Here is a 26,205-nt window from a genome sequence, read left to right on the forward strand (position 1 = left end):
TTTCACCTGTTCAGCGCGGTGCGCAGCCGCTCCGGGTCGGTCGTCGGCGCGTCACATGTGAAGTTACGGCAGACATACGCGGCTGGTTCACCGTCCACCAGCGGCCGGTCCGCCAGCAGCGGCAGTTCGTCGCTCCCCGCCACCCCGAAGGCGACCACGGCCCCGGGAGCGGTCCCCAGAAGTGCCGTACGGTGCAAGGCTTTTGCGGCCTCGTCATCGAGGGACGGTCCTACGACGGCGACCTCGCGCGGCCCGTCGAGATACGCCTCGGCGACCGCGAGGCCCCACCCGATGAACCGCGGCACACGCGGCCCGAGCGTCTTCACGACCCCCAACGCCCTTTCCGCGGCGGTGCGATGGGGCTCGGCGCCGGTCTGCGCGGCATAGCTCAGCAGGGCACCGGCGGCGGCGGTCCAGCCGGACGGGGTGGCGTTGTCGGTCGGGTCCTGCGGCCGGCGGATCAGCCGCTCGGCGTCGGCGGCGGTGTCGTAGAGCGCCCCGGACTCGTCGACGAACCCGGCGAGGACATGGTCGAGCAGGAACCCGGCGAACTCCAGCCAGACCCCCTCCCCCGTGACCGACGCCAGCGCGAGGAAGCCCTCCGCGACATCGGCGTAGTCCTCCAGCACCCCGGCGTTCGCCCCGACGTGGCCGTCCTTGCTGGTGCGGGCCAGCTTGGCGTGCTCGTCCAGGTGCAGGCGTACGAGGAGATCGGCGGCGGAGACCGCGGCCTCGACCAGGTCGGGGCGGTCGAAGTAGGCGCCGGTCTCGGCGAGCGCGGCGATCGCGAGGCCGTTCCAGGCGGCGACCACCTTGTCGTCGCGGCCGGGGGCGGGGCGCCGCGAACGGGCGTCCAGGAGACGGCTCTTGACCGAGGCGATCCTGTCGGCGTCGAACACGCCCTCGTCCTGCGGGAGTTGAAGGACGGACTGCCCTTCCTCGAAGGTCCCGTCCTCGGTCACGCCGAAGTACTGGGCGGCGAGAGCGCCGTCCTCTTCACCCAGTACCTCGGTGAGCTGTGCGGGCGTCCAGACGTAGTAGGCGCCCTCGACGTGCTTGCCGGTGCCGTCGTCGCTGTCCGCGTCGAGAGCGGAGGCGAACCCGCCCTCGGCGGTGCGCAGTTCACGCACGATGAAGTCGGCGGTCTCCACGGCGACGCGGCGCGCGAGGGCCGAGCCGGTGCTGCGCCACAGGTGGGCGTAGACCCGGCAGAGCAGGGCGTTGTCGTAGAGCATCTTCTCGAAGTGCGGGACGGTCCACTCGCGGTCGACGGAGTAGCGCGCGAAGCCGCCGGCGAGCTGGTCGTAGATGCCGCCGCGGGCCATGCGTTCGCAGGTGTCCCGGGCCATCTCCAGGGCGCCCTCGGCGCCGGTGCGGGCGTGGTGGCGGAGCAGGAACTCCAGGGCCATGGACGGCGGGAACTTGGGCGCGCCGCCGAATCCGCCGCGCTGCGGGTCGTACTCCCGGGTGAGGCCGAGGAGGGCGCGGGACAGCTCCTCCTCGCCGGGGGCCTCGGTGCCGCCGTAGTCGATCTCGCGCTGGGAGAGGTCCCGGGTGATCTTCCCGGCGACCTCGGCGACCTCGTCCCGCCGGTCGGTCCAGGCGCCGCGCACGCCTTCGAGGACCTGCCGGAAGGAGGGCATGCCGTGGCGGGGCGCGGGCGGGAAGTACGTGCCGAAGTAGAAGGGCTCGGCGTCGGGGGTGAGGAACACGGTCATGGGCCAGCCGCCCTGGCCGGTGGCCGCCTGCACGGCCTCCATGTAGACGGCGTCGACGTCAGGGCGCTCCTCGCGGTCGACCTTGACGCTGACGAAGTGCTCGTTGAGGTAGTCGGCGGTGGCCTGGTCCTCGAAGGACTCGTGAGCCATGACGTGGCACCAGTGACAGCTGCTGTATCCGACGCTGAGCAGCACCGGTCTGTTCGTCTTCCGCGCCTCCTCGAAGGCCTCGGCCGACCAGGGCCACCAGGCGACGGGGTTGTCGGCGTGCTGGAGGAGGTAGGGGGACGTCTCGTGGGCCAGTCGGTTCGGCATACCCCCATCGTGCCTGACCGGAGCCGGGGCCCGCGGGACCGGCCACCGGTTGCGTCTCCGGTCCCGATGGTGGTTCCGCTACCGGTTCCGTACGGCGAACGAGTGATCGTCGCCCTCTCGCGCCGGCGCGCTCGCCGAAGGACACTCGTAGGCAAGGGAGTTGCCGCCGGAGGGGGACGTGACATGCGGGACGGCCATCGGACCGATGCCGAGCGGCTGCTGGCTCGCGCCGTGGAGGAGGAGGTGCGGCGCTCCGGCGGACGCACGGACGGGCAGGTGCTGCTGACGCGGTCCCGGGCCGCTCTGGACGCCATGGCGGAGACGGCGGCCGAGGAGTACGCGGCCTACACGGCCGCGCTGGACGAGGCGTCGGCGGGCCAGCTCACCTTCGGGCAGCGGTATGCGCGGGAGGGCGGCGGAACTCCTCTGCTGGTGGCGGCCGTCGCGGCGGTCGCGGCACTGGTCGCCGACCTCGCCCTCGGTACCGGGACCGGTACGGCCCTGGGTGCCGGGGTGACCGTCGGCGTCGTGGGTGCGGCGGCCACCGTCGTGAAGGTGACCGCCTCGCATCTGCCCGCCGCGCATCACCGCGCCGGTGCCGTGAGCCAGCCCGGCGGGCCCGAGCAGCTGCGGTTGCAGTGGCTGACGGCGCTGGAGGTGCGGGGCATCCGGCCGTTCCTCGACCAGCAGCGGGTGCTGGCCGCCTCGACCGGGCCGACGCGGAAGCCGGGACCGCAGTTGCGCGGCGCGGACAAGAGCGCGGCGGCGCGCAGAAGGAGCGTGCTGGAGCAGTCCTTCGGCCAACTCCCGGATGCCACGGGGCCGTTCGCCGGGCGTCGGGCCGAGCTGGCGCGAATCCGGCAGCTGGTGCAGGCGGGGCGGGCGAGTACGGAGACCCGGCCGACCGTGGTCGTGCTGCACGGCGCGCCCGGCTCGGGACGCACGACCCTCGCGGTGCGGGCCGCCCACGAGCTGCGGGACCAGTTCCGCGGGGCCTGCGTGGTGGACCTGCGCGGCGACAGCCCGGGCGAGCCGCCGCTGCCCACCCGTGACGCCCTGCTGCACCTGCTGAACCGGCTCGGCGCGCCCCGCGAGCAGCTGCTGTTCCGTGAGCGTTCCTCACCCGACCAACAGGTCAAGCGGCTGAGCGAGTTGTACCACCAGCACCTCACCGGCCTGCCGGTGACGATCGTCCTGGACGACGCCTCCGACGTCGCGCAGGTGGCCACCCTGGTGCCCGAGCGCTCGGACAGCCTGGTCGTGGTCACCGCCCGCAAACCCCTCGACCTGCCCGCCGAACTCGCTGCCTGGGTCCACCAGTTGCCGGTCGAGCCACTGGACGCGGCGGGCGCGGAGGAGCTGCTCGGCGCGGCGGCACAGGACGGTTCTGAGCCGTACGACGCCGAATCCGCCGACCGGATCAGGGAGTTGTGCGGCGGACTGCCCCTGGCACTGCGCATCGCCGGCTCGTCCCTCGGCCCGCGCTCACCGGGCCGGCTCGCCACGGATCTCGGCGCGTACGGCCCGGTGGAGCCGGTCGAGCGGGCCCTGTGGCTGCGCTACACCGACCAGTCCGAACCGGCCCGCACGCTGCTGCGCCGGCTCGCGCTGGCCGGCCGGGCCTCGCTGGGCGCGGCAGCGGCGGCGGCCCTGCTGGGCGCCGACGAGACCGAGGCCACCCGCCAGCTGACGGCCCTGTCCCGGGCGGGCCTCATCGACCACGTCCGCGGCACCCGCTACCGCCTGCACGACCTGGTCCGCGCCTTCGCCCTGGCCCGCCTCCTCGACGAGGAGGAGCCCTCGGAGCGTACGGCCGCGCAGGAGCGGCTGATCGTGAACTACGGCGAACTCGCCGACTCCGTCCTGCGGTTGGTCGACGGCAACATGTCGACGCGCTCGGACCGCTTCGGCCCGCACGGCTTCACCTCGCTCGACGAGGCGCTGCGCTGGCTGGACGACGAGTCGAGCTTCATCACCTCGACGCTGCGGCACGCGGAGGGCGTCGACCAGGGCGCCGTACTCAATCTGCTGGGCGCGCTCTGCGACTACTGCCTGCTCCGCGGCGACCTCTACCGCCTCGGTGAGATCAGCGAGTTGGCGCAGGCCGTCGACCAGGGGCTGCTTGTCCGCTCGGTGCAGTGGCGCACCGGCATCGCGGCCCGGCAGCTCGGCGAACTCGACAAGGCGCGCACCACGCTGACCTCCGTCGTCGACCTCTACATGGAGGCCCATCACGACGCGGGCGCCGCCCGCGCCCTCTGCTCGCTCGGCATCACCCTCCACCACCAGGGCAACCTCACCGAGGCGGCGGCGAAACTCCGCGAGGCCCTCGACCTGCAAGCGCCGCCGCAACTCGCCACGGACCGCGCCTGGACCATGCACGCCCTGGCCGCCGTCGAACGCGATCGCGCCCGACTCCCGGAAGCCATGCGGCTGTTGACCGAGTCCCTGGTCCTGCACCGCGCCGGCGAATCCGTCCACGGCGAGGCCTGGGCCCACTTCCAGCTCGGCCAACTCGGCCTGCGCATGGGCGACATCCCGCGCGCCGAGTCCGAACTCACCACCGCCCTCGGCCTCTACGGCCGTACCCGCGACGCCCGCGGCGAGGCCTGGGCGCTGACCCAGCTGGCCCGCGCCCGTCTCGTCGCCGGCGACCCGTCCCCCGCGATCGACGGCCTGCGCCAGGCCGCCGCCCGGCACCGCGACAACGAGGACGCCCGCGGCGAGGCCTGGACCGTCTACTACCTCGGCCAGGCCCTGGAGGAGACCGGCAACCTGGATCTCGCGGTCCGCGAGCTGGAACGCTCCCGCACGATGTTCTCCCGCATGCGCGACGTCTACGGCCTCGCCTGCGCCCGGCACCACTCGGCGCGCGTGACCCGCGACCAGCGGGCGGCCCAGACCGGTTCGCTGCGCAACTCCGGGTTCGCCCGCCAGCTCCTCGTCGACGCCCGCGCCGACTTCCAGCGCATCGGCGTCGCCCACGGCGAGGCGTGGACCTGCCTGGAGCTCGCGGTCGTCGACGCGGGCAACGCCCGGACCCAACAGGCACTGGCGCTGTGCGACGAGGCCGTAGGACTGTTCACCTCGTACGGCGACCACCGGGGCGAGGACTGGGCCCGCTTCCTGCGCTCCACGCTGCTGCCGTACGCGGCCCCCGGCGGGGTCGAGGTCGGCACGGCGGTCGCCCAGGAGGAACTGGCCCAGCTGTCCCGCACCCGGCATCCGTACCGCGACGCGAAACTCGACGACTACGTGGAGGCGTACCAGCTGCTGCTGGAGCGGGGCGTGAACCTGGACGCGGGCTGGCAGGCCTGGCGGCTCGGCATGGTGCCGAGCCGGCATGCGCGGGAGGTGATGGGGGTGGCCATGTCCGGCACCTCCTGAAGAACGCGGGAGGTGATGGGGTGGCGGTGTCCGGCACCCCCTGAGGAAGGAGGTGCCGGTGTCCGGCACCCCCTGGGCACCGCTCGCGCAGGCCGCCGGGTCAGCCCTGCTTGGCCTTGGGGTCCGCCGGGGTGGCGGCGGTCTCGGAACCGGCCCGGGACCCGGCCTTGCCCTCGGCCTTGTCCCCGGACTCGGCCCGCGGATCCGAGGTCTCCTTGAAGTCGACCTTGTTCATCTGCTTGCTCATGGACTTCATCAGGCCCCAGACGGCCAGGGCCATCACCGCGAACACGATGAAGCCGAGGACGCCGGGGGTGACCTTGTTCTCGTCGACCTCGGCGAGGGGGACCAGGTGCGTCATTGCCAGGGCTGCGCTTGAGCTCATGTCAGGCATTGTCGCGGATGCCCGCAAAGAGGTCGTCCTCGGGGAGGGACGTGGCGACGAGGGACTTCGCCAGCTCGTACTCCTCGGTCGGCCAGACCTCCTTCTGGATCTCCATCGGCACCCGGAACCAGCCCCCGTCGGGGTCGATCTGCGTGGCGTGCGCGAGCAGCGCCTTGTCGCGGATCTCGAAGAACTCGGCGCACGGGATGTGCGTGGTCAGCACCCGCTCCGTCCGCTCGGCGTCGTTCCACCGCTTCAGCCAGTCCTCGTACGGCGACTCCAGGCCGCGCGCCAGCAGCGCGTTGTGCAGGGCCTCGGTGCGCTGCCGGTTGAAGCCCTGGTTGTAGTACAGCTTCTGCGGCTGGTACGCCGGGCCGTACTGCGGCTCCGGGTACTTCTCGGTGTCCGCCGCGCCCTCGAAGGCCACCATCGAGATCTTGTGGGTCATGATGTGGTCGGGGTGCGGATAGCCGCCGTTCTCGTCGTAGGTGGTGATCACCTGCGGGCGGAACGAACGGATCTGCTTCACCAGCTCGCCGGCCGCCTTGTCGACGTCCTCCAGCGCGAAGCAGCCCTCGGGCAGCGGCGGCAGCGGGTCGCCCTCGGGCAGCCCCGAGTCGACGAAGCCGAGCCACTCCTGCTTGATGCCGAGGATCTCGCGGGCCTCGTCCATCTCCTTCTTGCGCACCTCGTGGATGTGCTCCTCGATGTACGTGTCGCCCTGGAGCTTCGGGTTGAGGATGGAGCCGCGCTCCCCGCCCGTGCAGGTCACGACCAGCACGTCTACCCCCTCGGACACGTACTTCGCCATGGTGGCCGCGCCCTTGCTCGACTCGTCGTCGGGGTGGGCGTGGACGGCCATCAGTCGCAGCTGGTCAGTCAAGACTCAATCCTCAGTAAGTCGGCGCCCCGGTGTCCTGGGGTGCAATTCAGAAGGTGCCGTCCCGCAGGGACGTCGGTGAGGGGCGGTGGTCGGGCGGCGGGCGGGGCCTCCTATAGTGACCGAATCCGGGGGCGAATAATTCCGGGGGCCCGCTTCCACGGCCCTCTGCCGAAAGGACGATCATGAGTACGGCGAGTGCGCGACTGCCCGAGGGCCGTTACGGCCGCTCGTCGGACGAGCGCGCCGACCACAAGCTCAAGATCGCCGGCGCCGTCCTCGCCGCGCTGCTGCTCGGCCTCGTCGGGTACTTCGCCTACCACTACGTCGTCGAGGCCAAGATCAGCGCCGAGGTGATCACCTTCCAGGCCTCGGACAACGAGGTCAAGGTGCATCTGGAGGTCCACAAGGACTCCGGGACCACCGGCTACTGCACCCTGCGCTCCCAGGCCGCCGACCAGTCCGAGGTGGGCCGCGCCGACTTCCGCTTCGGCGGCTCCGCGACCCGCATCGACCGGGTCGTCACCCTGCGCACCACGGCCAGGGGCACCACGGCCGAGCTGCTCGGGTGCCACGCCGACTGACGTCACCCTCGTTACGTAGGCGTTGACCTGCGTTGACGTATTTCTGACGGCTTATGTCCTCCCCCTGACGCCATTGAATTGTTAGGCTCGTGGTTTCGCCCTTCCATGAAGGAACATTCTTCTGGGTAGGGCGATGCTTTGTATTCCCAGTACCTACGAGGAGCACCCTGTGACCCAGACCAGCGAAGACGTCACCTGGCTCACGCAGGAGGCGTACACCAAGCTCAAGGACGAGCTGGAGTACCTGTCTGGTCCCGCGCGCGCCGAGATCACCGTGAAGATCGCGGCCGCTCGCGAGGAGGGCGACCTGCGCGAGAACGGCGGGTACCACGCGGCCAAGGAGGAGCAGGGCAAGCAGGAGCTCCGCATCCGCCAGCTGACCCAGCTCCTGGAGAAGGCCAAGGTCGGCGAGGCCCCGGCATCGGCGGACGGCGCGGTCGCGCCCGGCATGGTCGTGACGATCGCCTTCGACGGTGACGAGGACGACACGACGACCTTCCTGCTCGCCTCGCGCGAATACGCGAGCGCCGACATCGAGACCTACTCGCCGCAGTCCCCGCTGGGCTCCGGCGTGCTGGGCCACAAGGTGGGCGAGGTCGCGCAGTACGAACTGCCCAACGGCAAGAAGGCCTCGGTGACGATCCTCAAGGCCGAGCCGTACAACGGCTGACCCTCCGGAACCGCCCTTCGGCGAGCCCCCGGCGACTTCGCCGCGCCGGGGGCTTCGTCGTGCGCCCTCAGGCCGTCGCCGAGCGGTACTTCCGCACCGCCAGGGTCCGGAACACGAGGATGATCAGCAGCGAGTAGATCAGTGAGGCCCACACCGGGTGCACCATGGGCCAGGCGTCCGAGGGCGACTGTCCCGGGTTGGCGAAGAGCACCCGGCAGGCCTGCACGGTGGCGCTGAAGGGGTTCCATTCGGCGATGTGGCGCAGCCAGGGGGTCATGTTGCTGGTGTCCACGAACGCGTTCGAGATGAACGTCACCGGGAAGAGCCAGATCAGTCCGCCGGAGGTGGCCGCCTCGGGTGTACGGACGCTGAGGCCGATCAGGGCGCCGATCCAGGTGAACGCGTACCCGAGCAGAAGCAGCAGTCCGAAGGCGCCGAGGACCTTGCCCGCGTTGGTGCTGCCGTCCGACCCGACCCGCCAGCCGACGAGCAGGGCGACTATCGCGAGGACCAGCAGGGTCAGCGCGGTCTGCACGAGGTCCGCGAGGGTCCGCCCGGTCAGCACCGCACCGCGCGCCATGGGCAGCGAACGGAACCGGTCGATCAGGCCCTTGTGCATGTCGTCCGCGATGCCCGCCCCGGAGCTGGCGGTGGCGAACGTGACGGTCTGCGCGAAGATGCCGGCCATCAGGAAGTTCTTGTAGTCGGTGGCGCTGGTGCTGCCGCCGATCTGCATGGAACCGCCGAAGACGTAGGTGAACAGCACCACGAACATGATCGGCTGGATCAGTCCGAAGATGACCATCTCCGGGATGCGGGACATCCGGATGAGATTGCGTCGGGCGACGACCAGCGAGTCGTGCACGGACTGGCCCAGCGCGCTGCTCGGCGCCGCGATCGGGGTGGCATCGGTGACGGCGCTCACTTCGCGGCCTCCTTCTTGTGCTTGCGGTCCTTGGGGTCCTGGGTGGCGTCCGTGCCGTTCTCCTCGTCCTTCTCCTCGGCCAGGTGGCCCGTGAGGGAGAGGAAGACGTCGTCGAGGGTGGGGCGGCGGAGGCCGATGTCGTCTATCTCGATGCCGCGGGAGTCGAGCTCGCGGATCACCTCGGCGAGGAGCTTCGCGCCGCCGGTGACGGGCACGGTGAGCTTGCGGGTGTGCTCCTCGACGGTGGTGTCGCCCTTGCCGAAGCCGAGCAGGACGTCGGAGGCGATCGGGATGTGGTCGCGCTCGTGCACGACGACCTCGACGCGCTCGCCGCCGGTGCGGGCCTTGAGCTGGTCGGAGGTGCCGCGGGCGATGACCCGGCCGTGGTCGACCACTGCGATGTCGTGCGCGAGGTGGTCGGCCTCCTCCAGATACTGGGTGGTGAGCAGGAGGGTCGTACCGCCGGCGACGAGCTGCTTGATGACCTCCCACAGCATCTGGCGGTTGCGCGGGTCGAGGCCGGTGGTGGGCTCGTCCATGAACATCACGGGCGGGGAGACGACGAGCGCGGCGGCCAGGTCGAGCCGGCGGCGCATGCCCCCGGAGTAGGTCTTGGCGGTGCGGTCGGCGGCGTCCGTGAGGTTGAACTGGTCGAGCAGCTGGTCGGCGCGGGCCTTCGCGGCCTTGGCCTTCATCTGGTAGAGCTGGCCGACCATCTGCAGGTTCTCCCTGCCGGTCAGGTATTCGTCGACCGCGGCGAACTGGCCGGAGAGGCCGATGGAGCGCCGCACTTCGTTGGGCTGCTTCAGCACGTCGAGGCCGGCCACGATCAGCTTGCCGCTGTCGGGGCGCAGCAGGGTGGTCAGGCAGCGGACGGCGGTCGTCTTGCCCGCGCCGTTGGGCCCGAGGAGGCCCAGCACGGTGCCCTCGGGGACATCGAGGTCGACGCCGTCCAGAGCTTTCACATCGCCGAAGGTCTTCACCAGGCCTTCGGCATAGATGGCGCCTGGCATATCAGTCTCCACGTCGTCGGGGATTCTTTGGAAAGCCTAGGTTTGTGTCTTTTGTTCTGCCCAGGGGAGCGGCATGCTGCTGTCTGCGGCGACACGAGACACACCATAACGCGATGTATCGCGTCGCTCAATGGATTTACTCGAACGAGTGACGGGACGGGTGGCGAAGGGTCTCCGACCTCAGTCGATGACGGTGTAGCCCGCCTCGCGCAAGGCGTGCCCGACCTCGGCGCAGTGCACGGGACCCTTCGTCTCCAGATGCAGCTCGACCTCCGCCTCCGTGAGCCCGAGCCGTGGATCGGTCCGGACGTGGCTCACATCGAGGACGTTAGCGTCGACCACTGACAACACCCCGAGAAGCGTCGCGAGGGCACCGGGCCGGTCCGTCAGCCGCAGGGTCACGGCCAGGTAGCGGCCCTGCGCGGACATGCCGTGGCGCAGGATGCGGTTGAGCAGCAGCGGGTCGACGTTCCCGCCGGACAGCAGCGCGACGACCGGTCCCTCGAAACCCCGCGGGTCGCTCAGCAGCGCCGCGACAGGGCTGGCGCCGGCCGGTTCGACGACCAGCTTGGCCCGCTCCAGGCAGAGCAGCAGGGCGGCGGACAGCTCGTCCTCGGTGACCGTGCGGACCTCGTCGACCAGTTCGGCGACGATCCCGAACGGCACGTCGCCGGGGCGCCCGACCTTGATGCCGTCGGCCATCGTCGCCAGGTTCTGGACGGGCAGCGGCCGCCCGGCGGCCAGTGAGGGCGGGAACGCGGCCGCGCCCGCCGCCTGGACGCCCACGATCCGCACGTCGGGCCGCAGCGCCTTCACCGCGACCGCGACTCCGGCCGCGAGCCCGCCGCCGCCGATGCCGACGACGATCGTGCGCACCTCCGGGCACTGGTCCAGGATCTCCAGGCCGACCGTGCCCTGGCCCGCGATGATGTCGGGATGGTCGAAGGGGTGGATGAACACCGCGCCCGTCTCGTGGGCGTAGTCCTGCGCGGCGTGCAGCGTCTCGTCGACGACATGGCCGGCCAGGCGCACCTCGGCGCCGTACTCCTTGGTGGCGCTGATCTTCGGGAGGGGCGCGCCCTTGGGCATGAACACCGTGGAGCGCACGCCCAGGAGCGCGGAGGCGAGGGCGACGCCCTGGGCGTGGTTCCCCGCGCTCGCGGCGACGACACCGGCGGCGCGCTCCTCGGGGAGCAGTCCGGCGATGCGGACGTAGGCGCCGCGGAGCTTGAAGGAGCCGGTGCGCTGGAGGTTCTCGCACTTGAAGTGCACCGGCGAGCCGACGAGCTGGGTGAGATGCCTGCTGCCTTCCATCGCGGTCACCCGCGCCACGCCCGTGAGCATCTTCTGGGCGCCGCGCACATCGTCGAGGGTGACGGGTCGCGAGGAGTCAGCCGTGCTGTAGCTCATGACTCAAGCATCGCAGTTCACAGGCGCGCGCCACGGCTGTGACCAACCTCCGAGACTGGTTTGCGCAGCGCCGGTACGGCCTGCCTTCCGGCCGCGTACCCTGTCCCCCAACCCAGCACCCCCTTCATGAAGCGAGCCTCCGGCCATGCCCACAACACCTGAAATGTCGATGGACATGACGACCGTCGGTGAACCCGGTCTCCTCGACACGCTGCAGCACGAGGTGGCGGTGTTCGCCCGCCGTGCCGAACAGACCCGGCTCGGCGGCGTCGGACAGGTGCGCAACTCCATGGACCGCGCCGCGTACCTGCTGCTCAACCGCCTGGACAAGGAAGGTCCGATGGGCGTCAAGGCGCTCGCCGCGAGCATGGGGATCGACTCCTCGACGGTCACCCGGCAGGTGGCGCCGCTCGTCGACACCGGGCTCGTCAAGCGCACCTCGCACCCCGAGGACGGCCGCGCGGTGGTGCTGCAACTGTCCCCGCGCGGACAGTCACGGCTGGAGGAAGTGCGGTCCTCCCGGCGTCAGTTGATGGAAGAGCTGACACACGACTGGGCACCGGAGGAGCGCGAGGCGTTCTGCGCGCTCCTCACACGCTTCAACAGCGCCCTCTCCGCTCGGATGGCCGTCCCGGGCACCGACACACCGTCCGCCTCCTGACGGGCAGGCACCCGCGCGTGGTGCCCGACACCCGCCTTTCGTACCGAACTCTTGACCTCGCGACGACCCTGGCCTCATATGAAACCGGGTCCTTCAGGGGGGAGGGTGCGCGGTGCGAGAACGGCAGGCGTTGCAAGGCGCCCGCCGGGCCCGGGAGTTCGAGGCGTTCGTCGCGGGCGCGGCAGGGCGGCTGCTGCATGCCGCCACGCTGCTGACCGCGGAGGCTCCGGACGACAACCCGCGCGCGCGGCGCCTGTTGACGCTGTCCTTGGCACACACGTACGCGAGCTGGGACCGGCTGCGCGGCGAGGACCCGTACGACCGTGCCCGGCAGTATCTGGCGACCCGGTTCGCCCGTGCCGCCTGGCACCAGTACGGCGGCCTCGGCCAGGGCCGTCCCCACCCCGGCAGTCCGCTGGGCGCGCTCGCACCCCAGGAGCGCCTGATCGTCGTCCTCAGGCTGTACGAGGGAGTCGCCGAGGAGCAGGCCGCCGCGCTGCTCGGGCTCCCCCCGGAGCGGGTCCGGACGATCTGCGAGCGGGCGACGGCGCGGCTGCTGCATCCGCCGCGCGGTCCTGCGCCGAAGGTGGGCGGGGCCGAGGTGGTGCCGTCATGAGGCCCGGGAAGCCGTGGGACGGGGGTACGCGCGCGTGAACAGGCCCGAACGGGAAGCCGCCGTACGGCGGATCATGGACCGGACTCCGCCGCAGATGCCGCCGGAGCTGTACGCGGACGTCGTGCGGCGCGGCGGCCGGATGCTGCGGCGCAGACGGGCCGCACGGCGGCTGCTGTGGCTGCTGCTGTGGACGGCGGTCGTGGCGTTCACCGTATGGGCGGCGATGGTCCATCCCTGGGTGGAGCCGCCGTCGGAGACGACCCCACCCCGGACGGGTTGGTGAGACCGGCCGCGGGCTAGCCCAGGGCCTGCTGAAGGTCCTCCAGGAGGTCCTGCACGTTCTCGATGCCCACGGAGAGGCGCACGAGGTCGCCGGGGACCTCCAGCGCCGAACCGGCCACCGACGCGTGCGTCATGCGTCCCGGGTGCTCGATCAGCGACTCGACACCGCCGAGGGACTCGCCGAGCGTGAACACCTTGGCGCGGTTACAGACCTCGACGGCCGCCTCCTCGCCGCCCTCGACCTGGAAGGAGACCATCCCGCCGAAGGCCCGCATCTGCTTGGCGGCGACCTCGTGACCGGGGTGGTCCGGGAGTCCCGGGTAGACAACACGCGTCACGCGTGCGTGCCGGGTGAGCATGTCTGCGATCTTCGTGGCGTTCTCGCTGTGCCGGTCCATGCGCACCGACAGCGTCTTGGCGCCGCGCAGCACCAGCCAGGAGTCGAAGGGGCCGGCGACCGCGCCCATCGCGTTCTGGTGGTAGGCCAGTTCGTCGCCGAGCGCCTCGTCGGCCACGACCAGCGCGCCGCCGACCACGTCCGAGTGACCGCCCATGTACTTGGTCAGGGAGTGCACGACGACGTCCGCGCCGAGGGCCAGCGGCTGCTGGAGGTACGGCGTCGCGAAGGTGTTGTCGACGACGAGCTTCGCGCCCGCGTCCCGGGCGATCTGCGCGACGACCGCGATGTCGGTGATGCCGAGCAGCGGATTCGAGGGGGTCTCGACCCAGACGACCTTCGTCTTCGGGGTGAGGGCGGCCCGTACCGCCGCCGGGTCGCTGGTGTCGGCGACCGACCACTCGACGCCCCACCGGGAGACGACCTTCGCGAAGAGACGGAAGGTGCCGCCGTACGCGTCGTTCGGGATGACGACGTGGTCGCCGGGGCTGAGCAGCGTACGCAACAGGCAGTCCTCGGCCGCCAGTCCGGACGCGAACGCGAGGCCGCGGCGGCCGCCCTCCAGGGCGGCGAGGTTCTCTTCCAGGGCGGTCCTGGTGGGGTTGGCGCTGCGGCTGTACTCGTAGCCACCGCGCAGACCGCCGACGCCGTCCTGCTTGTAGGTCGAGACCTGGTAGATCGGCGGGACCACCGCGCCGGTCAGGGGATCGGCGGTGTTGCCCGCGTGGATCGCGAGGGTCTCGAAGTGCTGACTGATGTGCCTGTCGCTCATGAGCCCCGAGCGTAGTGCGCCCGCGGGGTGCACGACGATCCGAAGGTTTTCCACAGGGCGGCGGAGACAGGGCGGGGCGGTGGTCCACTGGGACGAGACGGCAGGGCTACGGCTGTTTCCACCGGGCCGGCAGGCGGCGCGGCGCCGGTTTTCCACAGGGCGGCGGACCGGGTTGGCCAATTGTCGGACGCGTCTGGTTCGCTTGAGGCATGGAGATTCTCTGGGTCCTGATGGCGCTGGTCTTGCTGGGCTTCGTGCTGGTCCCGTTCATGCGGCGCGGGCGCGGCATGATCGAGCGTGTCGCGCCGGGCCACCCGGACGCCGCGGACCCGGCGACGTACGGCTTCGTGCGCGAGGAGGAGCTGGACATCCGCATGCCCGGCCCCGACCAGGACCTGCTGGACGTCCTGGACCTGGTGCAGCGCACACAGGACTACCGCGCCGCGATGCAACTGCTGGCCGGCACGGAGACCACCGGGGAGCTGCGCTGGCAGCGCGTGCAGGCCTTCGCGGGTGCCGCGTCGCTGGAGCTGCAGCAGCGGCCCGGCGGGGTCAGCGAGACGCCGGGCGGGCAGTGGCTGCGGGTGTGGCGGCTCGAGCACCCGAAGGACGCGGGCGGCGCGGCCGTGCACGCGGAATTCCTGGTGCAGCAGGCGTGGCGTACGGCGACACGGGGGACGGACGAGTTCCGGATCATCATGGAGGAGGCGCGGGACGCCTGCGGGCAGGCGGCGCTGCTCTCCCCCGGTGACCCGGTGCCGTACATCGTCGAGCTGTCGGTGGCGCGCGGATTGACGTATCCGCAGCCGGAGTTCGAGCAGCTGTGGCTGAAGATCCTGGACCGCGCGCCGGCGCACATGGGGGCGCATCTGGCGGCGCTGCACTACTGGTGCGAGAAGTGGCACGGCTCGCGCGAGCTGGCGAACTCGTTCGCGGAGGCGGCCGCCGCGCGGGCCCCGCAGGGCTCCCTCCTCGCCGCGATGCCGCTGTTCGCGGTCTTCGAGCACCTGCCCGAGGTGAACCTGGTCAGCAGCTTCTACCAGAGCGAGGTCGTCGAGAAGGCGATCCACGGCGCGCTCTTCGCCGTCCACGCGGCCCGCCCGGACGACCCGATGCTGGCGCACGTCCGCCATCTCCTGGTCTTCTTCCTGGTCCGCGCGGAGCGCTGGTCCGAGGCGATGAACCAGCTCATACACATCGACGGCCATGTCGGTGCCCTGCCCTGGACCCTGTCGCCTGACCCGGCGGCGGAGTTCGCGGTGTACCGGGCACTGGCGGTGGCGGGGTACGAGGCGAACGGGGGGAGTCCGGCGAGTCTGCCGCACTGACGTGTTCGGGGGGCGGGGCAGGGGCGGGCGGCCGGGGGCGTCGCGACGGGGTCGTGCGGTGAGGGGCTGCGCGGCGAGGGGGCGTGCGGCGAGGCGGTCTTGCCCTGAGGGGGTCGTGCGGTGAGGGGGCGTGCGGTGAGGCGGCCTTGCCGTCAGGGGACGTACCCGAAGCGGCGGCACTCACGGCGGCCGCACCCGAGGCGGTCGTAACTTCGCAAACGTGGCGGAATTCTCGGCGGCTCTCGCCCGTTCAGGACATACGGACCCGTGGTGAGGCCCGATTGGAGACCGTATGTTCCTGCACAGTCGTACGCCCCAACTGCCGTCCCGCGAACAGGCTTTGCAGGGCCGTCCGCAGCGGGTGTTCACGGTCCCCGATCGGCACGCCGTCCTCGGGGCGCCACTGCTCGGCCCCTACCCCGGGCATCTGGAGGTCGCCGATTTCGGTATGGGCTGCTTCTGGGGTGCGGAGCGGAAGTTCTGGCAGCTCCCGGTGGGTGTGTGGACGACTCTGGTCGGCTACCAGGGCGGTTACACCGAGAATCCCATGTACGAGGAGGTCTGTTCGGGCCTGACCGGTCACACGGAGGTGGTCCGTGTGGTCTACGACCCGCAACTGATCTCGTACGACAGGCTCCTGAAGACGTTCTGGGAATCGCACAACCCGACCCAGGGCTTCCGCCAGGGCAACGACGTGGGCACGCAGTACCGTTCAGCGATCTACACCCACACCCCGGCCCAGGCAGCCGCGGCGGAGGCGTCACGCACGGCCTATCAGCAGGTCCTCACGCGCTCGCGCTACGGCACGATCAGCACGGAGATACTCCCGGCCGAGGGGCGGGAGTTCTATCCGGCGGAGGGATACCACCAGCAGTACCTCGAGAAGAACCCGGCGGGGTACTGCGGGATCGGCGGGGCCGGGGTCAAGCTAAGTACCCTGTTCGAGACGAACTGGGGGGCGTCCTGCCCGACGGGCATCGCTCCGGCACCGAGCGAGGACTAGACAGACGGCCGCGTTTCAGGCACCTGATCTGACCTCGACTGCGGCGTGTGCCCGCAGCTCGATACATCCACAACTGAGCGACAGCCGGAAGAAGTTGCTGCCGCTGACAGTGAAGAAGGACGCTCTGACCAGCGGGCACGAGCACTGAGATGATTGGGGCGCTGCGACGGATCGCTGAGGCTGTGGCTGACGCCACGGAGGATGAGGTTGCCGCAGCGCTCGGCTCGCTCGGGAGCGTGAAGTCGCGGCGGGTTGCCCAGGACACCCCGAGAACGCCACCGTCGGGGCCTGGGAGCCGTGAGGGCGTCCATTCCGAGGTGGAGGCTCTCGTAACTGCCTGAGTGCCACGGGGGAAGCGCCGACTGCCTCGACCGTCGCCATTTCCTGGCAACGATCCGTGTCGGTGAGCTCTGCTGCGGGACAGTCGCGGAGGTCACTCGGTCTCAGGCGTTGGTGGTCCTGGACTCCTTCCGGTCCCGCGCTGAGCGAGACCAGTGGCCACTCAACTCATCGCGGCCAGGTCCAAAGCCTGCCCGAGTTGCCAACTGGCGTACGGACCGCTGTTCCTGCTCGACCCCAGACCGGACAGCCACCGGCTGAACCCGCATTGCCGACCTGAAGCACCCTCACCGATACATCCCGAGCTGCGATCAGAACCCACAGCCGACGGGTCGTCAACTGATTACTTGTCCAAGTACCCTCAACCCTATGGGGGTTGACGACACCAGCATCGATCCGAAGACGGTCTATCGTCTCGACGGCAAGACACTAGGCCGGGGTGGTTACGCAGAGGTACGGCGCGCTTGGCATCGCGGAACAGGTGACGAGGTTGCCCTTAAACGCCCCCTCGAAAAGCCGCAGGCCCTTGAGCGCATTCGCGTAGAGATTGAGGCGCAGAAGCGCCTACATCACCCAAACATAATGCCCATCATCGAGCATGACCCCGGGTATAGCTGGTATACAATGCCAGTCGCCATCAACACCCTTGAGAAGTTGCGGGAAGGGCTCGACGAAGAAGACTTGATGTCGATCCTTCTGAATATTGCGGATGCGCTAGATATTGCACATCAGGAAGACCTCGTGCACCGTGACATCTCACCAAACAATATTCTCGCGCTACCAAGTTTGACCTCCCGAACGAAGCGCTGGGTAGTCGCAGACTGGGGGATGGTGAGACGCCCTCCCGGTTCCACGAAGAACCCCTTAACCCGGACAGGCCAGGAGATCGGAACCGATGGGTATGCCGCCCCGGAATTGAGCGATGACCCTCGAACAGCTACGCGGGCAGCTGATGTTTACAGCCTCGGACGCGTCGCGGCTTGGTTTCTGACGAGAAAACACCCTAAGGCGGGGAGACGCCACCTCCCAGACGACCACAACCTGATGCATTGGCGCCCCTTTATTGTGGAATGCACCAAAGAGGAGGTAAAGCAGCGCACAGGCTCCATGACGGAACTCCGCGAAAAGCTGCAAAACGTACTTGAGCACCGAAATGAGCCCGTGGAAGATACAGCCGAACGCCTAACTGAGCAGATCCTGCTAGGCGAACATGCGAGTACAGAGGCTCTATTTACACTCGCAGAGGCCTATCCAAATAATGCAGATATTTACCTAGATAGCCTCGCGATGCTCACGTCGCCGATCCTCACCGAGTCGGCGAAAAACACTCCAGACCGCATCGCTGAAATTGCAACGACCATGGCTTTTTTGCTCACCCAGACACCATGGGGTGACAGGGACGAGAAGTATAAAGGCACGCCATTGGCCTTTATACACATGACATTGCGTGCATTGGTGGAAACCGGGCAAATCGGTCTAGCTCAAGACCTGGCAACCGAGTTCTTCAGGGCAGACGCGCACTGCGGGCACCATGACCAGACACGTCGAACAACTGAGTGGTTGGACGAACTCACCGGGACCGCTGAGCGAGCCCTGTCACGTGCCCTGACGGGTGCTGGCGCAAGCGTTATGGCCTACTACCGAGCCTTCCCGTGGACGCCGAGGAGCGCCGGCCTAGCAGCGCTTCTCGGTCCTTAAGGCGGGTCTTGTGCAGACACCGTGGCGACAGCAGCCGATACCGTGGTGGAATAGCGCCATGCTCGTTCCAGACGTACCGCACCAGGCCAGTTCAACGTCCCTGCCCTCACACCCGGACGTAATACCCTCAAGCATGCCCCCGACCCCAGCATCGGGACGCGGTCGGAAGCACGGAACCAGTAATACCAAGCCCTTCGATCGATGGTTCCGCTACCCGGCTGGTTTTGCCTCAGATTATGTAACTTCGCTCTTGGCTCATTTGGAGCTGTCATCGGGCAGCCTGGTGGTCGATCCGTTCGCCGGCTCAGCAGTCACCGGAACGGCTGCCCGGCAAGCGGGGCATTCCTTCTTCGGGGTGGAGGCCCATCCCGTGATTGCAGAATTGGGGCAGCTAAAGCTGCGAGCCGCTCCACCGCACGCACGACCATTTACGGACGTGGTAAAGAACCTTATCGCAGCAGCAGAGTCGCAAGCAGTTGTTGCGGAGGATCGTCTTGACGGAGAATCCGATCTGGTCAAGCGGTGTTTTACCAAGCCTGTGTTGGCGCGCCTATGCTCAATCCGTGACCTCATCCAGTGCGGTGCAGCCGAGGAGTGGCACTTGCACGCTAAATGGGCATTGCTAGCAACTCTTCGCGATGTCGCATCAGTACGCGTTGGCTGGCCGTACCAGCGGCCTGGTTCGGAGCGTAAGCCTGTATATGGCGACTCGATGGCTCGGTACCTACAACGCGCCAGTTGGATTGAAGAAGACATTCAGCAGGCAGCGACATTTGCCACCGATCTAAGTCTTGAGGTAGTCAACGGCGACTCACGGTCGTCCTCTTCTTGGGTAAATATTCCGGAGGCGAGTGCTCAGGGATGCGTGTCTTCACCTCCGTATCTCAATAACTTCGACTATGCTGACGCTACGCGGCTAGAACTGTATTTCTGGGGGGACGTTTCTAGCTGGTCGGAGATGTGTAACACAGTCCGCGCGGAAATGATCACTGCGACAACGCAGCAAAGCAGCGTGGGAGCGGCGAAAAACGCACTATCGGAGCTGCGTGGGTACGGATCCGTCTATAAGGCAATAGAGGATGTCGTAGAGAAACTCTCCGGTGAGCGCGTCTCTCGTCGCAGGGGAAAAGAATACGACCGCGTGGTTCCTGATTATTTCCTAGCTATCGCTCAAGTGCTGAGTCAGCTAGCCAAGGCGATGCAACCAGGAGCATCGGCTATTTGGCTGGTGGGTGACAGTGCACCATACGGTGTCTACATCGATACGCCTCGGCTCATAAGCGAACTTGCTCAAGGTTTGGGATTTTCATCTGAGAAAGACGTCGTACTTCGGCGCAGGGGGCAGCGTTGGGCAAGCAACGCTACTCGCCACGACGTGGAGCTGTCAGAAAGGATGATTGTACTCAAGAAAGTACATTAGGTACGCTCCGCACAAATCGCGACCTCGCCTCACATCACCCACTGGGCGGAAGCGCATTAGCCCGAGCCTCATCGAAAGCTGCTACCAAATCTGTTTTCAAATTGCGGGTGTCAGCAGCTCTCTCGAACACCATGGACCGGTGGGCCAGCTTCCCCGCCTCAGCGCGGAAAGCAAGGACCAGTTCGTCAAACGCCTCCGACAGCACCTTCGAAGTCAGTCCTGGCCTGCGGGCTAGATCAAACCCCAAAAACCTGACTACCTCGTCTCTGTTGCTTTGAGCAATGTGAATCAGATCCTCACCGCCAGGCCTCTTAATGGTGACAAGCCGATGCGCCAAACGACGACCCGCTTCGCTAAGGCCGTATCCTCCTTTGAGCCGCTTTTCTTCAGCTGAACGCTCACTGCGTGTGGGAACGAGAGTTGACGCGAAGCGTTCAGCGCCGGCATAGATGGCCTCATTGACTTGCTTGCCTGCGGGAGTCTCCTTGGACAGCTTGGGAATGGCCCGGTCCGGATCATCCGATCGGTTTATTAGCAAGGCAATAACCAAGCCTACCGACACAGCTTGCATGACCTCGATAGCCTTACCGGATCTAAGCGCAACGACTTGGTTCAACCGCGCGGTTGCCCACGCTCGATATTTCGAAAGAGCCCTTCTCTCCATGTCGGAGACCTCCGACGGCAAGAGAAAGACGTGCCCCTCTTCCAGATCCTTTTCCTTAAGCAACGACAGAAGAACCCTGGCTTCCACACCAACTAGTACAGCCCCGTCGCCTACAACGGTTACGAGGGGTTCACCGTATGCTGCGCGAAGTAGGTCCTTCGGCATTTCGGGCAGTTGAGCAAGTCGATCTCGTAGGGTTTTACCCCTGGCCAGAGGGTCGAAAAAGTGCCGACACAAATCAAGATCGGCATCCAGGTCGCCAGGTGGCCTTCCGTAGCACAAAGTCCAAATGCGGGTCAGGTCACGCAGGAGGGTGAGGGCCTCTGTCTTGGTGAGGACTAGGGGGACGCCAAACGCTGCACGATTACTATCGCTCGGGCTCACGTGCTCAATTCCTCCGCGAAATACCCACGAGCTTCAAGGCTCCGCATCTGTCCATCTACGATCAGATTTCCCTCTCGTTGATCTTGCCGGTCTGCTTCGAGTGGCAGGATGACGACAACTTGGTCTTTCGAGATACCATGCTTGCGAATCTTGAGAAGATGCACCAAACTCGACATGTTCTTCCAGTCCAGGAAAGAGCCGAACTCGTCCAGTGCAATCAATCGGTTGGCTGCAGGCAGCTCCTCTACGTCAATCTTCGCAATCTGAGCTTGCGTGTAAGCAAGTACCTGCTGTCCACTGGAAAATCCAGTCAGCGGGCGTCGCTCTTCCTCTCCATCTTTACTGATCCAACAGACCGACATGTCACGCGGGTCGAGGCGGATGTCAGTGCCGCCATCGAAGAGTGCTCTTCTAACAAGATCATCCTCGAACCAGCGGCGCACCTCTCGGCCCAACCAATGCCGGACTGCTGGGTCATAAGGCGGCTCTTCATCGTCCTGCCCGGTTGCGGTCTGAAGTCCGATCTGGAGCTTGCTCAGCGCAGTGCCGGTGCCGCTGACGGCCTTATCGATTAGGTGCAATTTATTGCGGGCCCTATCCAGCTGATCGACAATCCTACAGAGCATGGCAGCCTTTTGCTCCAAGTCCATGCTGGTAACTTCGGCAATGTCAGCTGTCTCCCTCACCCACCGCAGCTCTTCTGTAGTCCGCAGTTGTAGAATTATTTGCTCAATCTCCGCTTCGCGCCTCTCCAACGCCTGCTGAGCTCGTTCAGCCTGTTGGACTGCCTGGGTTTCGGCGCGCACGATGTCTTCGAACTTGTTTGCTTCGTTCGCGGCTTGACTGTGGATTCGAGATACCTTCACTGCGAGCTGTTTACACAACTGAGCAAGTTCCGCGGACAGAGTTTTCTCGTCAAGGCCGCCGCCCAGCAGCTCCCTCGTATGCGTCAGCCGAGCATGCCGAGTCTGTACCGTTGCCGCTTCTTGATCCAACTCATTTCGAGCTGCCATGAGGTCATCGAGGGTGCGTGCCGTCTGCTCAGGTAGCCCTTCCGCTGCCTGTCGCAGACGTTCCTGCGCTCTATGTAGAGCAGTTTCCGCTCCTTCAAACTCGGTCAGGGTTTCTCTCGCTTGAGCAAGACTGTAAAGACGGCTCCGAGTTCGATCGATCTCCTCGCTCAGCCGTGCCGCATCCGCGGAGGGAGTTCGCTGTCCAAGCATTTCTCGCTCGGTGAACAGCGCTTCTCGGAGGCTCGATACTGTCCATGCAGCTGAATCTCCGTCGCCTTCCAGCAGCGTGGCATCAGCCAGGTTTTCATTCTCCGCCTCGCTGAGCCGGCGGACTAGGTCGTCGAGCACCTCCAGGACTAGCGGAGCTGCATGAACCTGCGGCAAGAGCTCAGTCAGCCGCGTCAGTGTTGCACTGGCTTCTTGAATGGCAGCATCGATCACATCGCGGTGAGGGTCGACCTCGGCACTGGCCGCGAGCATATCGAGCGCAGTTCTTGCATTCCTCGCAGCAATATCGTGCCGATCGAGATACTTTTGGGCGTTGACAAATTTTCGTTCAGCCTCAGCATCTTGATGTTGCCTGGCGCTGGCCTCGGCGATTTTTGTATTGAGCTCCTCTTTCTGGCGATCAATAACCTCAAGCTGATTCTTTAGATCCTCCAGCTTGGCATCCATTTCTGGGCCTTGCCCTCGCACCTCGATGAGGTGATCGGATACCTGCCTGGCCCTCTGTAGAAGAGTCATGCGCTCATTAGCAGTTTCGCGCTTATCTGTGAGGACGAAGGCTCGTTGCCGAGTTTCCTTGGCCGCAAGGGTTTCTGTAGCAATCTTTTCAGGAGATAGCTGAGTTATTAGGGCGCGAATATCCGCCAGCCGCTCATCTAGTGCATTCACTCTCAGCTGTCGCTGAGCATCCCAGCCTTGAATATCTTTCTGAGCTTCGAGTACTCTGCTTGCGAGCACATTCTGCGGCGTCTCTGCGGCGACGATGTGATAGACGCGAAAGAGTTCATGGATGTCAGCCATGTTCGCATTACGGCCGTTGATGCGAACTGTACCCAGGAGGTCACCTAGTGGCTCTCCTGGATTGTCGGGCCACTGAGCCGGTACGAGATCCCATTCCAGGATTTCACCGTCTCGAAGACCTGAAACCTCAATGCGAGCGGAAAGCAGTTGACTTTTGAACGAGGCCCAAGATGCCGCGTCGCCCCGAAAGGGAGTCCCTCCTGCACAGAGGGACAATAGTTTGATTGCGTTCGTCTTGCCGATGCCGTTATGCCCCTGAATTCTACAAAGGGCTATATCTGGGATTTCATCTATGATGCGCAGGCCTCTACGGCGCTCAGATTCAATCTTGATTTGCATCAGACATCAGCCTTTCGAGAGCCGTCTCAATATCGAAAGGCTCAGCCGCAAGACACGACAACAGATCTAGGTCGCTTGTGGTGAGGATTGCTCCTGGAGCATCCGAACCCCCGCCCCTCGAAGCCGCCTCTACCTCACTCAATGTACTCAACATGCGCTGACCTGGATTTGCCACAGCACCGCCCCCAATCCGCTCAACCTGCAGCCATGCTGGCGACACAGTCTACTGGGGGAAGCCCCAGCACAACCGCTGTAAGGCCATCATGGATCACCTTGCATAGGTGAGTCGAAGTCGCATTCTGGCCAAACGGCCGGTTTTGAATCCTTGTAGGGTTGAAGAATCGCGGGCGTCCGCAGGACCTGGCCCGCAAGGGCACCAGGTGGAGCGGGGACCACGGAACCACGGTGAAAGCAGCCAGAACGACGAGGCCGTGGATCGGCCGTTCACCCAGGTCCAGCAACTGAGCCAGGCACAAATATCCGCAGCTTCTCAAGCCGAGAGTCCTTGTTCTCTCTGAGATGGTCTCCTCCTGGGTACCGTCATGTTCGTGTCTGGTGCACGTCGGGTTGGTCACCCGCAGGCGTGCGCTGGTTGATCGCGCGCGACTAGGGAGCTGGTACGGGCATGGCGGTTGACGCTGCTCGATCGGAAGAGGGGTTCACGTCGGCGAGGGCTACGCGGGTGATGGTCGCCGCGTGCCGGGCTGCGGGGCTCGACGATAGAGGCGCAGAACTGATTCGCCTCGGGGAGAACGCGCTGTTTCGGTTGACTTCCGTGCCGGTGATTGTGCGTGTGGCGCGGGGCGAGGAGTGGCTACCCAAAGCCCGGACGGAAGTGGACGTGTCTCGGTGGCTGGCTGAGGAAGGGTTTGCGTCGGCGCGGATCGTTGAGGACCTTGAACAGCCTCTTTTGGTCGATGGTCACCCGGTGACGGTCTGGCATCTGATCGTGGAGGGGGACCGTAAGGCAACATACGGAGAGCTGGGCGGGATCCTGCGGGATCTGCACTCGCTCAGCGTGCCTGACGGTCTCGTGCTGCCGTCCTACGATCCCTTCGACAAGCAGGCGCTGCGGCTCGACCGGGCGGTGATCCCGGACGATGACAAGCACTTTTTGCGGAAACGCTGGCGCGAACTGCGCGACAAGTACGCCGAGTTGCGATTCGAGACGCCCAAGGGACCGGTACACGGGGACGCCCACGTACAGAACCTCATGGTCGACGAACAGGGAAGCGTCATCCTGATCGACTTCGAAATGTTCTGCTACGACCACCCTGAGTGGGATCTCATGGTCACGGCCGTTGAGCACCACAGCCTTGGTTGGCAGACCGACGAACAGTACGCCGAGTTCGTGGCGGCCTACGGGCGGGACCTGCACGACTGGGACGGGTACGAGACGCTGCGGGGCATTCAAGAGTTCGGTATGACGACGTGGTTGATGCAGAACGTGCAGGAGGACGAAGCGACGGCGGCTGAGTACCGCCGGCGTATTGCTGGTCTGCGCGATGACGACGGGCCTCGCGACTGGCGGCCCTGGTAGCGGCTACTCGTCGTCCTCGTCCAGGCGGTTGAGCGCGTCACGTACCTTCTCGTTGAAGGCGGCCACGGTGGGGTTCGTCGCGTGCACGCTGACTTCGTTCTGGAAGTCGGTGACGTAGCGCTGGAAGCGGTTGGATTGGAGGGAGTCGCCGCCGTCGACTGCGAGGCTCGCGGTGGTTACGGCGGCTTCCAACTCTCCGTTGAGTAGCTGGCTTTGGGCGAGCACCATGCGGCAGAAACCAAGGGTTCGGGCGTACTTGGGGTCGGTGCTGTCCACGGCGCGTTGGGCTTGGGTGACGGAGTCTCGGCGCATCTTGAGGTCGCGGAAGCAGTGGCAGAGTTCGCCCATGAGTTCTGCTTCGTCGAAGTAGCCGAGCCATGTTGGGTCTTCGGCTGTGTGGGCGCGTTCGAAGTGGCGCTCGGCCTCTTTCATCGCGCGGGCTGCCGCGATTCCGTCGTTCGCGTTGGACAGGGCGCGGGCTTCCATGGCCGAGTAGTTCGACATGGCGCGTGGGGTGGCCCGGCCCTTGGCGCTCTCGACTGCGGCGCGGGCAAGCTGTATGGCTTGGGTGTGGTTGCCCAGGTAGTTGGCCTGGTGGCTGAGGTTGCCGAGGATGCGGGCGCCGAACATGCGGTCGTCGATGACCTGGGACAGGCGCAGCGTTGAGGTCAGATAGCGGTGGGCAAGTCGGTGGTTGCCGACGTCGTACGCGGTCCAGGCGAGCAACTGGGAGATCTCGGCCGCGGCGCCGAATAACGAGATGCCGACCTTCTCGCTGTAGCTCGCGTTCAGCAGCGGCAAGACGTCTTCGCGGAAGTAGTGGCGAAGTGCCTTGTGGCCGTGGCCTCCGCCGTACTTGAAGTCGAGTTGCATAAACAGGCCGGCGGCTTCTTTGATCGCGCGGACGTCGCGCATGCCGATGCGTCGGTGATCGGGTCTGTCGGCCTGGATGCCGTCGGGACGGGCGATCATCCATGACAGGACGGCGGAGTTGAGGTCGGCGTCCGCGACGGTCAGTGTGTCCGAAGCGGGGGCGTCGGCGTGCTCGTGAGTGAGTCCGTCGAGCATGGACAGAACGTCGGGAACGGTGCTCGGGTAGCCAACAGGCTCGGGGGCCGTCGACTTGGTGTGGCCGAAGAAGCCGAGTTCGCCCGGCGTGATGCGGCGACGGAGCTTGTTCGAGAGAACATCTGCCATGAGGGCGGCTGTCTGCGGCCTGATGCCTGCGCCTTCTCGCCAGCGTTTCACGGCGACGTGCGTCGTTCCCAGGGTCATGCCGCGCTGGGCGCCCTCGTCTGTCATGCGCTTCGCAAGGCCCTTGTTCGAGACCTTCGCTTCGTCCATGACCGCGATCAACTGCGCGTTTGGTTCTCGGTTCATGCTCCCCTGCCAACCCGAGAATGACGGCGAGTGTTCATCGTGTCACAGGAGTAACT

21 protein-coding genes are annotated in these 26,205 nt (G+C 66.5%); 11 read left to right on the top strand and 10 right to left on the bottom strand.

What is annotated here, in order from left to right:
* Positions 1–2: 2 nt before the first annotated feature.
* Positions 3–2,033, bottom strand: a complete 2,031-nt coding sequence (locus ACIRB1_RS29545) for a thioredoxin domain-containing protein (RefSeq protein ID WP_403467557.1) — start codon at positions 2,031–2,033, stop codon at positions 3–5.
* A gap of 183 nt (positions 2,034–2,216) precedes the next feature.
* Here ACIRB1_RS29545 and ACIRB1_RS29550 point away from each other — a divergent pair, with 183 nt between their 5' ends.
* Positions 2,217–5,420 (top strand): tetratricopeptide repeat protein, encoded by a 3,204-nt coding sequence (locus tag ACIRB1_RS29550; RefSeq protein ID WP_403467558.1) that lies wholly within the window; start codon positions 2,217–2,219, stop codon positions 5,418–5,420.
* Positions 5,421–5,520: 100 nt separating this feature from the next.
* Here the strand turns inward: ACIRB1_RS29550 and ACIRB1_RS29555 are convergent, their stop codons facing one another.
* Positions 5,521–5,814 carry a hypothetical protein gene (locus ACIRB1_RS29555; RefSeq protein ID WP_352180909.1) on the bottom strand — a complete coding sequence of 98 codons (294 nt, stop codon included), beginning with the start codon at positions 5,812–5,814 and terminating at the stop codon, positions 5,521–5,523.
* The gene (gene mca, locus ACIRB1_RS29560; protein ID WP_352180954.1) at positions 5,807–6,667 is read right to left on the bottom strand and encodes a mycothiol conjugate amidase Mca; all 861 of its coding nucleotides are present in this window, start codon (positions 6,665–6,667) and stop codon (positions 5,807–5,809) included. The genes ACIRB1_RS29555 and mca overlap by 8 nt, the downstream gene beginning before the upstream one ends.
* 203 nt (positions 6,668–6,870) lie before the next feature.
* Here mca and ACIRB1_RS29565 point away from each other — a divergent pair, with 203 nt between their 5' ends.
* Positions 6,871–7,269: a DUF4307 domain-containing protein gene (locus ACIRB1_RS29565; protein WP_352180910.1), complete on the top strand. Its 399-nt coding sequence runs from the start codon at positions 6,871–6,873 to the stop codon at positions 7,267–7,269.
* A gap of 169 nt (positions 7,270–7,438) precedes the next feature.
* Positions 7,439–7,939, top strand: coding sequence for a transcription elongation factor GreA (gene greA, locus ACIRB1_RS29570; RefSeq protein ID WP_352180911.1), 501 nt, complete (start codon positions 7,439–7,441; stop codon positions 7,937–7,939).
* Positions 7,940–8,006: 67 nt separating this feature from the next.
* Here greA and ACIRB1_RS29575 read toward each other — a convergent pair whose 3' ends face one another.
* The 3 genes from ACIRB1_RS29575 to ilvA form a co-directional block, all read right to left on the bottom strand.
* Positions 8,007–8,864, bottom strand: a complete 858-nt coding sequence (locus tag ACIRB1_RS29575) for an ABC transporter permease (protein ID WP_403467559.1) — start codon at positions 8,862–8,864, stop codon at positions 8,007–8,009.
* Positions 8,861–9,877 carry an ATP-binding cassette domain-containing protein gene (locus ACIRB1_RS29580; RefSeq protein WP_403467560.1) on the bottom strand — a complete coding sequence of 339 codons (1,017 nt, stop codon included), beginning with the start codon at positions 9,875–9,877 and terminating at the stop codon, positions 8,861–8,863. Before ACIRB1_RS29580 ends, ACIRB1_RS29575 begins: the two co-directional genes overlap by 4 nt.
* Before the next feature lie 180 nt (positions 9,878–10,057).
* Positions 10,058–11,287, bottom strand: a complete 1,230-nt coding sequence (ilvA, locus tag ACIRB1_RS29585; protein ID WP_403467561.1) for a threonine ammonia-lyase — start codon at positions 11,285–11,287, stop codon at positions 10,058–10,060.
* Between the two features lie 163 nt (positions 11,288–11,450).
* On the opposite strand from ilvA, the gene ACIRB1_RS29590 reads away from it, so the two are divergent.
* The 3 genes from ACIRB1_RS29590 (at position 11,451) to ACIRB1_RS29600 (ending at position 12,847) form a co-directional block, all read left to right on the top strand.
* Positions 11,451–11,948 carry a MarR family winged helix-turn-helix transcriptional regulator gene (locus ACIRB1_RS29590; protein WP_266776710.1) on the top strand — a complete coding sequence of 166 codons (498 nt, stop codon included), beginning with the start codon at positions 11,451–11,453 and terminating at the stop codon, positions 11,946–11,948.
* Positions 11,949–12,060: 112 nt separating this feature from the next.
* Positions 12,061–12,564, top strand: coding sequence for a sigma factor-like helix-turn-helix DNA-binding protein (locus ACIRB1_RS29595; protein ID WP_403467562.1), 504 nt, complete (start codon positions 12,061–12,063; stop codon positions 12,562–12,564).
* A gap of 34 nt (positions 12,565–12,598) precedes the next feature.
* A complete protein-coding gene (locus ACIRB1_RS29600) occupies positions 12,599–12,847 on the top strand; it encodes a hypothetical protein (protein WP_403467563.1) in 249 nt (82 codons plus the stop codon).
* Between the two features lie 13 nt (positions 12,848–12,860).
* Here the strand turns inward: ACIRB1_RS29600 and ACIRB1_RS29605 are convergent, their stop codons facing one another.
* Entirely contained in the window at positions 12,861–14,015 is a 1,155-nt protein-coding gene (locus ACIRB1_RS29605; RefSeq protein ID WP_403467564.1) for a cystathionine gamma-synthase, read from the bottom strand.
* Positions 14,016–14,224: 209 nt separating this feature from the next.
* On the opposite strand from ACIRB1_RS29605, the gene ACIRB1_RS29610 reads away from it, so the two are divergent.
* From ACIRB1_RS29610 to ACIRB1_RS29625, 4 genes are all read left to right on the top strand, one after another.
* A complete protein-coding gene (locus tag ACIRB1_RS29610) occupies positions 14,225–15,343 on the top strand; it encodes a hypothetical protein (protein WP_403467565.1) in 1,119 nt (372 codons plus the stop codon).
* Between the two features lie 292 nt (positions 15,344–15,635).
* Positions 15,636–16,346 (top strand): peptide-methionine (S)-S-oxide reductase MsrA, encoded by a 711-nt coding sequence (gene msrA, locus ACIRB1_RS29615; protein ID WP_403467566.1) that lies wholly within the window; start codon positions 15,636–15,638, stop codon positions 16,344–16,346.
* 708 nt (positions 16,347–17,054) lie between these two features.
* Positions 17,055–18,383, top strand: a complete 1,329-nt coding sequence (locus ACIRB1_RS29620; RefSeq protein WP_403467567.1) for a serine/threonine protein kinase — start codon at positions 17,055–17,057, stop codon at positions 18,381–18,383.
* A gap of 133 nt (positions 18,384–18,516) precedes the next feature.
* The gene (locus ACIRB1_RS29625) at positions 18,517–19,803 is read left to right on the top strand and encodes a hypothetical protein (RefSeq protein ID WP_403467568.1); all 1,287 of its coding nucleotides are present in this window, start codon (positions 18,517–18,519) and stop codon (positions 19,801–19,803) included.
* A 34-nt stretch (positions 19,804–19,837) separates the two neighbouring features.
* Here ACIRB1_RS29625 and ACIRB1_RS29630 read toward each other — a convergent pair whose 3' ends face one another.
* Entirely contained in the window at positions 19,838–20,554 is a 717-nt protein-coding gene (locus tag ACIRB1_RS29630; RefSeq protein ID WP_403467569.1) for a hypothetical protein, read from the bottom strand.
* 293 nt (positions 20,555–20,847) lie between these two features.
* Positions 20,848–23,229 (bottom strand): hypothetical protein, encoded by a 2,382-nt coding sequence (locus ACIRB1_RS29635; RefSeq protein WP_403467570.1) that lies wholly within the window; start codon positions 23,227–23,229, stop codon positions 20,848–20,850.
* A 625-nt stretch (positions 23,230–23,854) separates the two neighbouring features.
* Between ACIRB1_RS29635 and ACIRB1_RS29640 the strand changes: the two genes are divergently transcribed.
* Positions 23,855–24,769 carry a phosphotransferase enzyme family protein gene (locus ACIRB1_RS29640; protein WP_403467571.1) on the top strand — a complete coding sequence of 305 codons (915 nt, stop codon included), beginning with the start codon at positions 23,855–23,857 and terminating at the stop codon, positions 24,767–24,769.
* Positions 24,770–24,772: 3 nt separating this feature from the next.
* Here the strand turns inward: ACIRB1_RS29640 and ACIRB1_RS29645 are convergent, their stop codons facing one another.
* Complete coding sequence (locus tag ACIRB1_RS29645; protein ID WP_403467572.1) at positions 24,773–26,149, bottom strand: sporulation protein; 1,377 nt, start codon at positions 26,147–26,149, stop codon at positions 24,773–24,775.
* Positions 26,150–26,205 lie beyond the last annotated feature (56 nt).

The sequence above is a fragment of the Streptomyces sp. NPDC096013 genome, from assembly GCF_044763565.1.
Lineage (GTDB): Bacteria > Actinomycetota > Actinomycetes > Streptomycetales > Streptomycetaceae > Streptomyces.

What these genes read in the sequence shown, in the direction of transcription:
- ACIRB1_RS29545 (WP_403467557.1), bottom strand. Translation starts at nt 2,033, where the DNA reads ATGCCGAACCGACTGGCCCACGAGACGTCCCCCTACCTCCTCCAGCAC.
- ACIRB1_RS29590 (WP_266776710.1), top strand. Translation starts at nt 11,451, where the DNA reads ATGTCGATGGACATGACGACCGTCGGTGAACCCGGTCTCCTCGACACG.
- mca (WP_352180954.1), bottom strand. Translation starts at nt 6,667, where the DNA reads ATGGCCGTCCACGCCCACCCCGACGACGAGTCGAGCAAGGGCGCGGCC.
- ilvA (WP_403467561.1), bottom strand. Translation starts at nt 11,287, where the DNA reads ATGAGCTACAGCACGGCTGACTCCTCGCGACCCGTCACCCTCGACGAT.
- ACIRB1_RS29565 (WP_352180910.1), top strand. Translation starts at nt 6,871, where the DNA reads ATGAGTACGGCGAGTGCGCGACTGCCCGAGGGCCGTTACGGCCGCTCG.
- ACIRB1_RS29625 (WP_403467568.1), top strand. Translation starts at nt 18,517, where the DNA reads ATGCCCCCGACCCCAGCATCGGGACGCGGTCGGAAGCACGGAACCAGT.
- ACIRB1_RS29555 (WP_352180909.1), bottom strand. Translation starts at nt 5,814, where the DNA reads ATGCCTGACATGAGCTCAAGCGCAGCCCTGGCAATGACGCACCTGGTC.
- ACIRB1_RS29610 (WP_403467565.1), top strand. Translation starts at nt 14,225, where the DNA reads ATGGAGATTCTCTGGGTCCTGATGGCGCTGGTCTTGCTGGGCTTCGTG.
- ACIRB1_RS29640 (WP_403467571.1), top strand. Translation starts at nt 23,855, where the DNA reads ATGGCGGTTGACGCTGCTCGATCGGAAGAGGGGTTCACGTCGGCGAGG.
- ACIRB1_RS29645 (WP_403467572.1), bottom strand. Translation starts at nt 26,149, where the DNA reads ATGAACCGAGAACCAAACGCGCAGTTGATCGCGGTCATGGACGAAGCG.
- ACIRB1_RS29635 (WP_403467570.1), bottom strand. Translation starts at nt 23,229, where the DNA reads ATGCAAATCAAGATTGAATCTGAGCGCCGTAGAGGCCTGCGCATCATA.
- ACIRB1_RS29550 (WP_403467558.1), top strand. Translation starts at nt 2,217, where the DNA reads ATGCGGGACGGCCATCGGACCGATGCCGAGCGGCTGCTGGCTCGCGCC.
- ACIRB1_RS29580 (WP_403467560.1), bottom strand. Translation starts at nt 9,877, where the DNA reads ATGCCAGGCGCCATCTATGCCGAAGGCCTGGTGAAGACCTTCGGCGAT.
- msrA (WP_403467566.1), top strand. Translation starts at nt 15,636, where the DNA reads ATGTTCCTGCACAGTCGTACGCCCCAACTGCCGTCCCGCGAACAGGCT.
- ACIRB1_RS29620 (WP_403467567.1), top strand. Translation starts at nt 17,055, where the DNA reads ATGGGGGTTGACGACACCAGCATCGATCCGAAGACGGTCTATCGTCTC.
- ACIRB1_RS29605 (WP_403467564.1), bottom strand. Translation starts at nt 14,015, where the DNA reads ATGAGCGACAGGCACATCAGTCAGCACTTCGAGACCCTCGCGATCCAC.